This window comes from Brevibacillus sp. FSL L8-0520 (assembly GCF_037963895.1).
Lineage (GTDB): Bacteria > Bacillota > Bacilli > Brevibacillales > Brevibacillaceae > Brevibacillus > Brevibacillus borstelensis.
Genome location: NZ_CP150171.1, coordinates 1,191,576 through 1,204,245 on the forward strand (window position 1 = coordinate 1,191,576; position 12,670 = coordinate 1,204,245).

Sequence of the window (12,670 nt, forward strand, 5' to 3'; positions counted from 1 at the left end):
CACCCAAAGGGCACTTTGGATCTGGCTTGACGAAGGAGTAATTCGGCGCAGCTGCGCCAGTAGGAGGGGACCCTATGGAGGATTCGGTACCGTTTGTCGTCTCCAGGGAAGACTGGTCGCTGCACCGCAAAGGGTACCAGGACCAAACCCGCCACCAGGAAAAGGTGAAGGAAGCGATCAAGAAGAACTTGCCTGACCTGGTCAGCGAAGAAAATATCATCATGTCAAACGGGCGTGACGTGATTAAAATTCCGATTCGCTCTCTGGATGAATACCGGCTGCGGTACAACTTCCAAAAAGGAAAGCATGCCGGGCAAGGAAAAGGGGACACCAGAGTAGGGGATGTCATTGCCAAGGACGGCGATCCCGCCCAAGGGGCCGGGAAGGGCCAGGGCGCCGGCGACCAGCCGGGCGTCGACTATTTCGAAGCGGAAATCACCGTGGAAGAGCTTGAGGAAATGCTCTTTTCGGAGCTGGAGCTGCCGAATCTCCAGCGCAAGGACGAAGACCAGATCGTGATCGAAGAGACGCGGTTTAACGACGTTCGCAAAAAAGGCTTGATGGGCAATATTGACAAAAAGCGGACATTGATCGCGGCGATTCGTCGCAATGCGCTGGCCGGGTACAGCGACATGGAGCTGGGGATCAGCGACGACGACCTGCGATTCAAAACGTGGGAGGAGATCATCAAGCCGCACTCCAATGCTGTGATCATTGCGATGATGGATACGTCGGGAAGTATGGGGGTTTTTGAAAAGTACATCGCCCGCAGCTTCTTTTTCTGGATGGTTCGCTTTCTGCGGACCAAGTACGAGAAGGTGGACATTGCTTTTATCGCCCATCATACAGATGCCAAGGAAGTGCCGGAAGAAGTGTTTTTCTCCAAGGGCGAAAGCGGGGGAACGATTTGTTCGTCGGCCTACAGAAAGGCGCTGGAAATCATCGACAGCCGCTACCCGCCCTCACAGTACAACATATATCCGTTTCACTTTTCCGACGGCGACAACCTGACTTCAGACAATGAACGCTGCGTCAAGCTGGTCAAGGAATTGATGGAGCGGTGCAATATGTTCGGGTATGGGGAGGTCAACCAATACAACAGGCACTCCACTTTGATGTCCGCTTATCGGCACATCAAGGACCCGAAGTTCATGCATTGCGTGATCAGGGAAAAAGGCGAGGTATACAAAGCGCTGCGGACGTTTTTTGGGAAGAAGGAAGAGATTGTGAGGTAGCGGGAGAAGTAATACGTCAAGGTATCCAAAGTAAATGCATCTCTGCAAGAGGTAATAAAAACGCCTTTTCTCAAATGGGGGGAGGCGTTTTTTCATGGGGAGCTGCTGTTTCGGCTCCCTTTTTCCCTGAACGGGTAGGCAGTCAACCTTCGATAGCAGACGCGGATTCCATGCTGTTGTATGCTTTGTTTTGCCCGTTGTACATTGTCTTCTGATCCGTTGATAGAACGCTGTGTGCGATGAAAGTCGCCCGCACGGTGTAGGTTGTCATTACAGGTGGAAAGAACGAAGGTGAATCAAATGTGATTACTCACACTGTCATGTAATCCATCAACGGCCCTCGGGAAGTCCCGGCGGCATTTATTAACGCCAGGACGATGAGCCGGCCTCGAACCTGATCGGGGACGACGTTAAGCGATGACTGGACAAAAAAGAGCGGCAGCTAGGAGTAAGAATGACGTCCTAGAATGCCGTTTGTCCCGTTAAACGGTCGTTCTCGTCTGCATGAATGATGTATTTCTTGAGTGAATTATTCAATGTATTCGGCGAGGTTCTCCAGGCTAGACCTTAAACCAACGTCGTGATCTTCCTTTCGAATACCTTCAGGTACGTTCTCACATTGAATGGTAACAGCAGTGCCTTCTGGAACGGCTGCTAAAGTCCATGTCATGATCATCTCCCCTGAAAATTGGGGGTCGTCGGACTGAAAAATTACTGCTTGTACAATTCGCTCATCTGGGGTAAGCTCTAAAAATTTACCATTGACGACATCGGCATGTTCCGAGGTTTTACCACGGGTTGAATGGTCTTTATCGAGATAGGTTAGAGACATTTGATAAGATCCACCGACACGAGCCTCAAACTTTAAGATTTGGCCACTCATCCCCTTTGGGGGCAGCCACGAAATCAGAGCCACCGGGTCCACGAGGGCCTCATAGATTTTGCTTGGGGATGCCTTGATGATTCTCGAAGCAGTGTCGGTTCTCCTCTTGCTCGATGGGGTTGTCACTGCTTTCAACCTCCTTTTTTAGATGTCATGGTCAGTAAATTACTATGTGTAATATACTAGCACACAGATTGTGTTCTCATTTCTTTTGAATTGCTTAGTTTTCGTATGAGAGTATCGTGCCCTGGCACATTTCGATTTCTTTATCCTGACCGTTCGTTTTGCAGCTTTTGATGAAGTTTCTCCCCAATATCTGGAAACACCGGAGGCCGCGTCAGTGAACACGAAATATTCACATCGCTCCAAGAAGCAATAAAAACGCCTTTTCTCAATTCGAGAGAGGCGTTTTTACATGGAGAGAAATATACATCAACATCCATTCCGTTACTTGACTGTCAACCTAACATCCATCGTCTTGCTTCTATGCTGATTCCATGTTGCCAACGTTTCAAATGTGTAATCTGCTGTGCCGGGTATCTCGGTTTTCAACGTTGTGTCATTTGCCCAATCCAGCGAAATGATCGGGATTGTAAACTCCGGTGCAGTCAACATGCTGGCCAATTCGTTTTTGCTTTGAAATTCTGCCAAGGTAAATGGCTCTGTGCGAATCACCATGACACTGTTTCTGACAACCTCCGTCCCTTCATTTCTCCCCAATAGGACAGCTACATAGTTGCCGTCGGGGGAAAAAATATGTCTCTGAAAAATGCTGCCGGAATGCAAGTGGATAACCTTCTGTTCATCGTTTTTAATCTGGACCAATGCGTGGTCACAAAGCTTTGCACCGCAGGAGTAGCGAATATCTGCGTAGATATCCCCGGATTTTTACGTGAATGCATGTGTCTGTACGCGTTTGAATTCAATTTCCCGCTCCGTTTGATCAACCTGATGGAGGTAGTCGTTGAGTGGGTTTTGGATGGTTGCCTGATTGAAAGGTTCACCAGCATCGGGAGCACAGCCTGAAATCAGCAGGAGAGCTAAGGACATTGTCAAACAGGATTGACATATTTTTCACATGAACATAGCTCCCTTAGGTTTTTAAAACTTGTCGTTCAAGAGAGACCTATTGCTTCTTTGCTTTCCACAACTGCACCAGATTCAGACCATAATAAGAAATAAACAGGCCTAGAATAAAGAAAGCCATGACGATGCCGTAGTCATCGCCGGAAACCTCGTAACTGACAACAGTCCGTACTCCATACCTTATTGCCATGTAGGCTAAGACAAAGAGAAGCACAAACCCGTATCGCAGCCATTTGCTCTTATTTTGCATGCTCTCTTTTTTCAGCTTCATCAGATAGCGCAAGTATCCGACGATTATGCCAATAACGAATATCACGACAAACAGATAGCGCAGTGGGTGCACGTCGATAAAAGTTTTGGCAATGGTCGGTATGGCACACGCCAACAGGATCAACACGGCAATGATGTAAAAATTGATCGAGCGATTATTCAAGGGACAGAAAGCCTCCCATCAAAATTTTTTTAATCAGATGTAATAATACCATAAAATAGGAGTCATATGAACCTTGCCTGAATTTACATAAACAGTCCGAGGAACGACAGCAAGAAAAACTGGATTCTGCGCATCAGGTTGATTGCATTCTTCAGCAGAAGCGGACAGTCGCGGAGTGAATATTTTTCCCCTCCAATGGAAAATATGGCTAATAGCAAGTCAACAAAAAGTTTGGGGGGCTCTTCATGTTTAAAAAGATGAACGTTTTGGCACTGGCTTTGGTCCTGGCAGCAACTATGGGACTGACCGCTAACGCGGAAACCGGAGGCACAGGGAATGTAGGGGGAACCAATGCTCCCGGGAATATGACCGGAGCAGGTGGGCCCGGTAATGCGGGCGTCAATAATGTAAACCAGGGCACGTACAGAACAGCCGCTGCCGACAATGATACGGACTGGGGCTGGATTGGTTTGCTGGGCCTGGCTGGTCTTGCAGGCTTAATGGGCAGAAACAGAAATCGCGAACCTCAAAGATAGTAATAGGAACCTGCCTTGCAGCTATGAAAGCGCGCCTCTTAAAGCAGGCATTGGAGATCGCAAATGAAATCCAATGCTGCTTTAGGAGGTGTATTTTATTTTACGGTGCAGATTTGCTCCCGGACCGTGATCAGTTCAAACTGTGATGCCTGGCCGGAACCGGTGAGATAAAGAACAGCTTTTCCATTTTCTGGATAAATCAGGCAACGATTTTTTCAGTATTGTATTGATTTTACATTTTGATTACTATCGAACTATGAATGCAGGATGCGGATGTCTCTGCAGCTTGCTTTTAGAATAGTATAAAATCGCTTCGGTTCATGTCGAAGTGTGCATGCAATGTGAAGGAGGAGTGCAGAAGTGAATTCAAGTCCGGATATTGTCGAAGTCGCTTCGCTGATCGGAGAACCGTCCCGTGTAGCGATCCTGATCAGTCTGATCGGGGGAAAAGCATTGCCTGCCAGCGAATTGGCCCGCATAGCCCGAATTACTCCGCAGACAGCCAGCTCTCATCTTGCCAAGCTGGTAGAAGGCGGTCTTCTGAGCCAGGAGTCTTATGGGCGCCATCGTTATTACCGGCTCGCCAATCCCGAGGTGGCGCATGCACTGGAAGCGTTGCAAGCAATTGCCGTGCCGAAACCGGTACGCTCGCTGCGGGAATCGGACCAGATGAAGGCCTTGCAATACGCACGCACTTGCTACGATCACCTCGCGGGCAAGATCGGCGTGGCCTTGACGGACAGGCTTCTCGAATTGGGGTTGATCCAGGAGTCGGGAAAGGACTTTCTGTTGAGTGCAGAAGGCAAAGCAAAGCTGCAGGCCCTGGGGGTTGAGGTCGATCCTCCCCCAAAAAGCCGCCGCCATTTTGCCCGTCAATGCCTGGACTGGAGTGAACGCCGCCATCACGTAGCAGGAAGCTTGGGGGCTTCGCTGACCAAACGGCTGTTTGAGCTGGGCTGGATCGAGCGACTTCCGGATGGGCGGGCTGTTCGCGTGACGGCTGCAGGCATCAGCGGGCTGTCAGAAGAATTTGGATTGAAGCTCTAATGAAACAAGGAGAGAAGAGGCGGGTCATGCCTTGTATGCCAATTCCGGCGTTGTCAAAATGGAGCTGCTGAAGAGAGAGGTATGACGATAATAACTTTTGTCAATTCGTACACTTTTCGTAACTTACCTCCGATTTGGTTGTCAACCTGTATAGATATGGTAAGGTAAAATGAAGCATCTCAATAATTTGCTCTTGTATACCCGCCGGAGCATTCGTTTTTGCGCTGGCGCATCCAATAAAAAGAATCGGTGATAAAACATGAGTACGGACGCATTTTCTGTGAAACAGGGGGAGCCAAAGGAGCTTTCACGGGAACAAACCGACAAACTAAAAGAGGTGGAGCGAGAGCTTGCCGATGTGAAGTACGCTCTCGACCAGTCCTCGATCGTTGCGATTACAGATCGCCGGGGAACGATTCTTCACGCGAATGATCAATTTTGCAAGATTTCCGGTTATTTGCGGGAGGAATTGATCGGCCAGGATCATCGCATCCTGAACGCGGGTTTTCACCCCAAGGAATTTTTCAAAGACATGTGGGCAACCATCGGATCGGGTGAGATCTGGCGCGGAGAGATTCAAAATCGGGCCAAGGACGGCTCGTTCTACTGGGTAGATACGACGATTGTTCCGTTTCTGGATGAAGAGGGCAAACCGTATCAGTACGTCTCCATTCGAAACGACATTACCGCACGCAAAAAAATGGAGGAGGAAGTCCGACAGAGTGAGGAAAAGTACCGGCTGATCACGGAGAATACGACTGACATGATCTCCGTGATTGATCGGGAAGGAAATTTTCTATACCTGTCCCCCTCGCATGAAACGGTGCTCGGCTACGATATCCGTAATGTCGGGGTCAACAATCTGCTCGCCTGGATCGAAGAAGAAGACCGCGAGATTATGGTCGAAGCCATTCAACATACGTTTTCGGCCCGAAAGAGCAGGCAGATTGAATACCGCCTCCGCACGCTCGAGCAGAAATGTATCTGGGTCGAAACGACGATCACTCCCGTAATGAGCGAGTCAGGAAATGTAAGAAAACTGGTTTTGGTTTGCCGTGAAATTACGGAGAGAAAGAAGTCGGAACAGACGATTCATCACCTGGCTTACCATGATACGTTGACTGACTTGCCAAATCGCAGACTGTTTGTGCAGTATCTCAGCAAGGAGCTGAACCAAGCCAAACGGGTCGGCTCCAAGCTCGCAGTGCTGTTCCTGGATTTGGATCGATTGAAGGACATCAATGACACATGGGGGCACGACGTCGGCGATTTGATTTTGCTGGAGGCGTCGAAACGGCTGAAAAGCTGTACACGCAAGCATGACATGGTGGCCCGCCTGGGCGGTGACGAGTTCACGATTGTCCTGCCCAATATCACGGGGCGCGATGAGGTGGAAGGGATTGTCTTTCGACTGCAAAGCGAGCTGCGCAAGCCTCTGGAGGTAGCCGGTCAGAGCTTTACCTTGTCCATGAGCATCGGGATCGCCATGTTCCCGGAAGACGGGGAACAGACGGATGATCTCCTGAAGCGCTCGGACACTGCTCTCTACGTAGTGAAATCGAGGGGACGAAATGGGTACGAGTTCTTCGATCCGACGATGGAGGTTAAGACGCTGGAGCGAATTCTGATGGAAAATGAACTGCGCAAAGCGATAGCGCAGGAGCATTTTGAAATCTATTACCAGCCGAAAAAAGACTTGTCTACAGGGAAGCTGACCGGGATGGAGGCGCTCGTGCGCTGGATTCATCCTGAACTGGGTGTGATTCCGCCCAACCGCTTTATCCCGATCGCTGAAGAAACGGGTATGATTATCGAGCTTGGCGAATGGATTTTGCGCCGTGCCTGTCAGCAAAATAAACGCTGGCAGGAGGAAGGATTTCCTCCGCTAAAAGTATCGGTAAACCTGTCGGCCCGCCAGCTTCACCAGAAAAATCTGGTCGAGGTGATCGAAGCCATCCTTCAGGAAACAGGTCTTGATCCGCAGTGGCTGGAGCTGGAGATCACGGAAAGTGTACTGGTCAAATTGGAAGAAGCCATCACCATTTTGCATGCGATACGCGAATCAGGCGTTCAAATTTCCATTGATGATTTCGGTACAGGCTATAATTCATTTAGTTATATTAAACATTTGCCAATCGATACGATTAAAATCGATGCTTCATTTATTCAGGATATCCATCAAAATCAGGAAAGCCAGGCGATTGTGAAAGCCATCGTGACGATTGCGGAAAGCCTCAATCTCAACGTCATCGCCGAAGGTGTCGAGCTGCTCGATCAGGTAGCGGCGCTAAGCGAGAACGGGTGTGATCAAGGTCAGGGCTATTTGTTCAGCAAGCCTCTTCCGACGCGGGATTTTGAACATTACTTGCTTGCTGTTCAAAACAACTGACTGGCTCTTGGAAGGGACGCAGCGGACAGGATGGCTAAAGGGGGCGGAAGCGTAGGGAACGCAATCCTTTCGCGAGAGCATAGTTGGGCGCACCACCTCTTGGGCGCGACATAAGCTATGGTATAAACACCTATACCGTCTGGAGGTAGAAGGCATGTACGGATACCCCGTCAACTATGTTCATTGGCCCTTGCCTGTCCAGGATGGCGGAAGACGCAGGGCTGTTGATACAACAGATCGCTCGCTGGCTGCGGAAATCCTGCAGGCAGTCCATCGGGAGGAGAGGGCTGGAAATTTCTACACGCGCCTGGCAGAACTAGCCCCTACGGAAAATGTGAAAGTTTTGATTACGATCATCAAGGACGAACGGATCAAGCATCTGCAAAACTTTTCGCAGCTGTATTCTCGGTTGACCGGTCGAGAACCGCAGCTTTTGCGTGAGCCTGTCCCGGCCCCGGAGTCATTTCAACGAGGCGTAGAGCTGGCCATCCGCGACGAGCTGGAGGCGGTCGATTCTTATCGGGATATCGTTGAGCGAGCTACCGATCCCCGCATCAGAAGGGCTTTTCAGCGGGCAGCAGAGGATGAGCAGCGGCATTCCACCTGGTACGCCAATATTTTGCTTTCCCAGGGAAGCTCATAAAAAGATATTTTTCATAGTTCATGAGAGCCAAATCAGTTGCTGATTTGGTTTTTTGTTGCATATGCGCCGGATTTGTCCCACGTCCAGCAACAATTCACTGCAAGCGATTTCTGGTTGGCCCTATGCATTGTTGAAAAAAACGGAAGCTTGTTCAATGCTTATAAACAAAGGGATGTGAAGGGGGATGGAAGAGACTCCCAGGCAACCCTTTGTTGACAACAGCCCGAGAACTTTTTATAATCTGAGACATTCCCGAAATGCAAAGATGAACACCACATATCGCTTGGAAAAGGAAGAGTAAAAGAGGGCACTGACGCCCAGAGAGCCTGCCTGAATGCTGTGAAGGCGGCCGTCACCTCTCTTTGAAGCCGCCTTGGAGCTCTGCTTTTGAACCGTTCAGTAGAAAGCAGCGGACAGGACTCCGTTATCAGTCGCAAGTCTATGGAAGACTTCATGAGTCTGTTTTTCGTGAGGAAAACAGAAAGCTGAGTGGTACCGCGAACAGATCGCCTCAGCAACCGACAATCCGGATAAAGCCGGGTCGGTTGCCGGGGCGTTTTTTATTCACGGGCACACAACATGAATGGAATGGAGTGGAAAGGAAATGGATCGACAGAAGCAACGCGAGCTGCTGCGGCTCCTGGAAGAGGACAGCCGTCGCAGCGCCGAACAGATCGCCAGATTGATGGGAGTATCGCAGGCGGAGGTGGAAGAGGCCATCGCCGCGCTGGAAAACGAAAAAGTGATCGTGAAATACCCGGCGCTGATCAACTGGGAGCTGGTCGAGGACCATCCGTACGTCACGGCTATGATCGATGTCAAGGTAACGCCGAAGCGCGATGTCGGCTTTGACGAGGTGGCGGATCGCATCTGTCGCTTTCCTGAGGTCCAGGCTGTCTACCTGATGTCCGGAGCCAGCTACGATTTGTCTGTCGTGCTGGAGGGCAAAACGATGCGGGAAGTGGCTGCATTCGTTTCGCAGAAGCTGGCGACGATGGATTCGGTCGTATCGACAGCGACGCACTTTATTCTGAAAAGATACAAGCATGACGGCATCCAGTTTGAGGACCGGGATGAGGACCGCAGGATGGTGGTCACCCCATGAGTCAGCACACTGTGTTACGAAACCGCCTGTCGCAAACTGTTGCTTCGCTCAAGCCGTCCGGCATCCGCCGCTTCTTTGATCTGGCGGCTTCGATGGAGGGCGTCATCTCGCTCGGCGTAGGGGAGCCGGACTTTGTCACTCCTTGGCGTGTCCGGGAAGCATGCATCTCATCGCTGGAGCGGGGCTATACGGCCTACACGTCCAATGCCGGGCTGTTGGAGCTCAGAAAAGAAATTCACAAATACCTGGAGGAGCGCTTCTTTGTTTCGTATCATCCGGAGACAGAAATGCTGATCACTGTCGGGGCCAGTGAAGCGATTGACATCGCGCTGCGCGCCATCATCGACCCGGGCGACGAGGTGCTGGTCGTAGAGCCCTGCTACGTATCATACGAGCCGGTTATCCGGCTGGCTGGCGGGGAGCCTGTCTTCCTGCGGACGAACGCTGAGCAGCAATTCAAGCTGACGCCGGAGGAGCTGGAAGCCCACATCAGCCCGCGGACCAAAGCGATTATCTTCTGCTACCCGAACAACCCGACGGGCAGCACGATGACTGCCGAGGAGTGGAGCAAGCTGCTTCCGGTGATTGAAAAGCACGATCTGCTGGTCATCTCCGACGAGATTTACGCCGAGCTGACCTATGGAAGAATGCACGACAGCATCGCGGCTCTGCCGGGGATGAAGGACCGGACGATCTTGATTTCCGGCTTTTCCAAGGCATTTGCGATGACGGGATGGCGGCTCGGCTATGTCTGCGCTTCTCCCGACCTGCTTGCGGGGATGCTGAAAATCCATCAGTACACGATGCTGTGCGCGCCGGTAATGGCTCAGATGGCTGCCTTGGAAGCGCTGCGTCACGGACAGGCAGACATGGAGCGGATGGTGGAGAGCTACCGTCAGCGCCGCAACTTCGTCGTTCAAGGGTTTCAGGACATCGGCCTGGCCTGCCATGAGTCGGAGGGAGCCTTCTACGCGTTTCCTTCCATTCGCTCTACGGGCCTGGAGGCAGCCGAATTTGCCGAACGCCTGCTGATGGAGGAAAAGGTGGCAGTGGTGCCGGGTGATGTGTTTGGCGACTGCGGCAAGGGCCATATTCGCTGCTCCTATGCGACTTCGCTGGAACAGCTGCAAAAGGCGCTGGAGCGGATGGGACGTTTTGTCCAAAAGGTTTCTGCCAAATAAGATTGGCGTGCATGGAAAAAGGCCGGGAGCTGATCCCGGCCTTGCCTGTTGGATGGTGAGCACATCATTGCAGGAGAGCAGGAGAGCCGCCGCTTATGATTGCTCGTTGGTCAAATCCACTTTGTGCAGCGGAACGACCTTGGTTTTTTTCGTGTATTTGTAGCCCAGCCAGACGAGGATGAAGAGCGGCAGGCCGATGTACGATACAAGTGCGCCGCCCCAGTCGATCGTCTCGCCGGTAAAGGCGGTGTAGTTTTGGCCAAGCACGACGATGAGGCAGATGATGAAGGCGAGGATCGGTCCAAACGGGAACCATTTCGCCCGGTAAGGCAGTTGCTTCAGATCGTAGCCTTGTGCCAGATACGCCTTGCGGAAGCGGTAGTGGCTCACCGCAATCCCGAGCCAGGCGATAAAGCCGGACATCCCGGAAGCATTCAAGAGCCAGACGTAGACGGTGCCATCCCCGAACAGCGAGGACAGAAAGGCAAACATCCCGATAAGCGTTGTCAGCAGGAGGGCGTTGGTCGGCACGCCGCGGCTGTTCACTTTGGCAAAAAGCTTGGGAGCTCTTCCTTCTTTGGCGAGAACATACAGCATCCGCGTAGACGCGTACATCCCGGAGTTGCCCGCCGAGAGGACGGATGTCAAAATGACGGCGTTCATGACAGAAGCGGCAAAGGCAAACCCCGCTTTTTCAAACACCAGCGTGAACGGGCTGACTGCAATGTCCGTAATGTCGCTGTTTATGAGATTCGGATTGTCGTACGGGATCAGCATCCCGATGACGAAGATCGCAAAAATATAGAACAGCAGGATGCGCCAAAAGATTTGCTTGATGGCTTTCGGAATGTTGCGGGCCGGGTCCTCGCTCTCGCCTGCGGCAATCCCGACCAGCTCGGTTCCCTGGAAGGAAAAGCCGGCGATCATGAAGACGCCGAGCATCGCCATAAAGCCGCCGCTGAACGGCGCATCTCCCTTGGTAAAGTTGTGGAAGCCGACTGCTTCGCCGCCCATAATGCCAAAAATCATCAATACGCCGACGATGATAAAGATGATGACCGTACTTACTTTGATCAAGGAAAACCAATATTCGGATTCGCCGTATCCTTTTACTGATAACATATTTAAGCCAAACATAAGGACGAGGAAAAGCGCGCTCCAGAGAATGGACGGCGTGTCCGGGAACCAGTATTTCATGATGAGCGCACCGGCTGAAAGCTCGACGGCAATCGTGATCGCCCAGTTGTACCAGTAATTCCATCCGAGCGCGAAGCCGAGGGACGGATCGACAAATTTGGACGCATAAGTGCTGAAGGAGCCGGATACCGGCATGAACGCCGCCATCTCACCGAGGCTCGTCATCAGGAAAAAGACCATCAGGCTGATCGCTATATAGGCAACCAAAGCACCGCCCGGACCGGCAGAGTGAATGGAGCCGCCGCTCGCCAGGAAAAGTCCGGTACCGATCGATCCGCCGATGGCGATCATCGTCAAGTGACGGGCTTTCAATCCGCGTTGCAATTGATTGGAAGACATAAAATAAAAACACGACCTTTCTCTTGATTTGCGGGAAGGAAGGCCGGAAATAAAAATACCACCACAAGCCAAAAACGGCAAAAGGGCGGTATGATCCAATCCCCACCAAGCCTTCACGGAAGATAGCACACCACGCTTGCTCGGCTGGCAAACGTGACAGTTCTGTCCCTTGTCGGGTACAGCCCCAGCCTGTGTGTACAGAGAATACACGGCAGACTTCGGCAGCTTTTCCTTCTTCTGGAGTCATCAATCTTCTCTGGATCTCGTACAGAATAATATAAAAGCCGCGACCTCTATCCTCATCGTGTCTGATGAGGATAATTGCTATGAGATTATGTTATGGTTCAAGTATATGGGTTTTTCCTTTAAAATCAAGTGTGATTTTGTGGCAGTGAGGTCCGGGACATCGCGACGGTCTATTATTTTTGGTTTATCGAAGCTGGAGAAGGGTACGAAGGAAAAGAGGGCCATGCTCTGACAGTATGAAGATTATGGTGTGGATATGACAGCTAATGGGATCGCAGGCTGCAAAAAAATGTGTAACAGATGCTACAAAAACCATCTAGTCATCTAAGTCTTTATTCATGGTAAAATAG

Annotated in this window: 12 protein-coding genes, 1 riboswitch and 1 other annotated feature; of the genes, 8 read left to right on the forward strand and 4 right to left on the reverse strand. The window is 51.1% G+C overall.

The window, feature by feature from the left end; genetic code table 11:
- Positions 1–74: 74 nt before the first annotated feature.
- Positions 75–1,235, forward strand: a complete 1,161-nt coding sequence (yhbH, locus tag NSQ24_RS06225) for a sporulation protein YhbH (RefSeq protein ID WP_171505801.1) — start codon at positions 75–77, stop codon at positions 1,233–1,235.
- Positions 1,236–1,764: 529 nt separating this feature from the next.
- Here yhbH and NSQ24_RS06230 read toward each other — a convergent pair.
- Both NSQ24_RS06230 and NSQ24_RS06235 read right to left on the reverse strand, forming a co-directional pair.
- Complete coding sequence (locus tag NSQ24_RS06230; protein WP_024985504.1) at positions 1,765–2,244, reverse strand: SRPBCC family protein; 480 nt, start codon at positions 2,242–2,244, stop codon at positions 1,765–1,767.
- Positions 2,245–2,565: 321 nt separating this feature from the next.
- Positions 2,566–2,838 carry a hypothetical protein gene (locus NSQ24_RS06235; protein WP_141334227.1) on the reverse strand — a complete coding sequence of 91 codons (273 nt, stop codon included), beginning with the start codon at positions 2,836–2,838 and terminating at the stop codon, positions 2,566–2,568.
- A 36-nt stretch (positions 2,839–2,874) separates the two neighbouring features.
- Between NSQ24_RS06235 and NSQ24_RS06240 the strand changes: the two genes are divergently transcribed.
- Positions 2,875–3,144 carry a hypothetical protein gene (locus NSQ24_RS06240; RefSeq protein ID WP_122958342.1) on the forward strand — a complete coding sequence of 90 codons (270 nt, stop codon included), beginning with the start codon at positions 2,875–2,877 and terminating at the stop codon, positions 3,142–3,144.
- A 100-nt stretch (positions 3,145–3,244) separates the two neighbouring features.
- On the opposite strand, the gene NSQ24_RS06245 is transcribed toward NSQ24_RS06240, so the two are convergent.
- Positions 3,245–3,637, reverse strand: coding sequence for a hypothetical protein (locus NSQ24_RS06245; RefSeq protein WP_031933502.1), 393 nt, complete (start codon positions 3,635–3,637; stop codon positions 3,245–3,247).
- 245 nt (positions 3,638–3,882) lie between these two features.
- On the opposite strand from NSQ24_RS06245, the gene NSQ24_RS06250 reads away from it, so the two are divergent.
- From NSQ24_RS06250 to NSQ24_RS06275, 6 genes are all read left to right on the forward strand, one after another.
- On the forward strand, positions 3,883–4,173 hold the full coding sequence (locus NSQ24_RS06250; RefSeq protein WP_003392197.1) for a WGxxGxxG family protein: 291 nt from the start codon (positions 3,883–3,885) through the stop codon (positions 4,171–4,173).
- Positions 4,174–4,533: 360 nt separating this feature from the next.
- Positions 4,534–5,220 carry a winged helix-turn-helix domain-containing protein gene (locus tag NSQ24_RS06255; RefSeq protein WP_003392195.1) on the forward strand — a complete coding sequence of 229 codons (687 nt, stop codon included), beginning with the start codon at positions 4,534–4,536 and terminating at the stop codon, positions 5,218–5,220.
- A 259-nt stretch (positions 5,221–5,479) separates the two neighbouring features.
- Complete coding sequence (locus NSQ24_RS06260; RefSeq protein WP_031933501.1) at positions 5,480–7,609, forward strand: bifunctional diguanylate cyclase/phosphodiesterase; 2,130 nt, start codon at positions 5,480–5,482, stop codon at positions 7,607–7,609.
- 154 nt (positions 7,610–7,763) lie between these two features.
- Positions 7,764–8,252 carry a ferritin-like domain-containing protein gene (locus NSQ24_RS06265; RefSeq protein ID WP_024985507.1) on the forward strand — a complete coding sequence of 163 codons (489 nt, stop codon included), beginning with the start codon at positions 7,764–7,766 and terminating at the stop codon, positions 8,250–8,252.
- 275 nt (positions 8,253–8,527) lie between these two features.
- Positions 8,528–8,769: a binding site (T-box leader), on the forward strand.
- Between the two features lie 87 nt (positions 8,770–8,856).
- Positions 8,857–9,357, forward strand: coding sequence for an Lrp/AsnC family transcriptional regulator (locus tag NSQ24_RS06270; RefSeq protein WP_003392188.1), 501 nt, complete (start codon positions 8,857–8,859; stop codon positions 9,355–9,357).
- Positions 9,354–10,538: an aminotransferase gene (locus NSQ24_RS06275; RefSeq protein WP_339167442.1), complete on the forward strand. Its 1,185-nt coding sequence runs from the start codon at positions 9,354–9,356 to the stop codon at positions 10,536–10,538. The genes NSQ24_RS06270 and NSQ24_RS06275 overlap by 4 nt, the downstream gene beginning before the upstream one ends.
- 93 nt (positions 10,539–10,631) lie before the next feature.
- Here NSQ24_RS06275 and NSQ24_RS06280 read toward each other — a convergent pair whose 3' ends face one another.
- A complete protein-coding gene (locus NSQ24_RS06280; protein ID WP_003392184.1) occupies positions 10,632–12,074 on the reverse strand; it encodes an amino acid permease in 1,443 nt (480 codons plus the stop codon).
- Between the two features lie 115 nt (positions 12,075–12,189).
- Positions 12,190–12,378, reverse strand: a riboswitch (Lysine riboswitch).
- Positions 12,379–12,670: the final 292 nt, after the last annotated feature.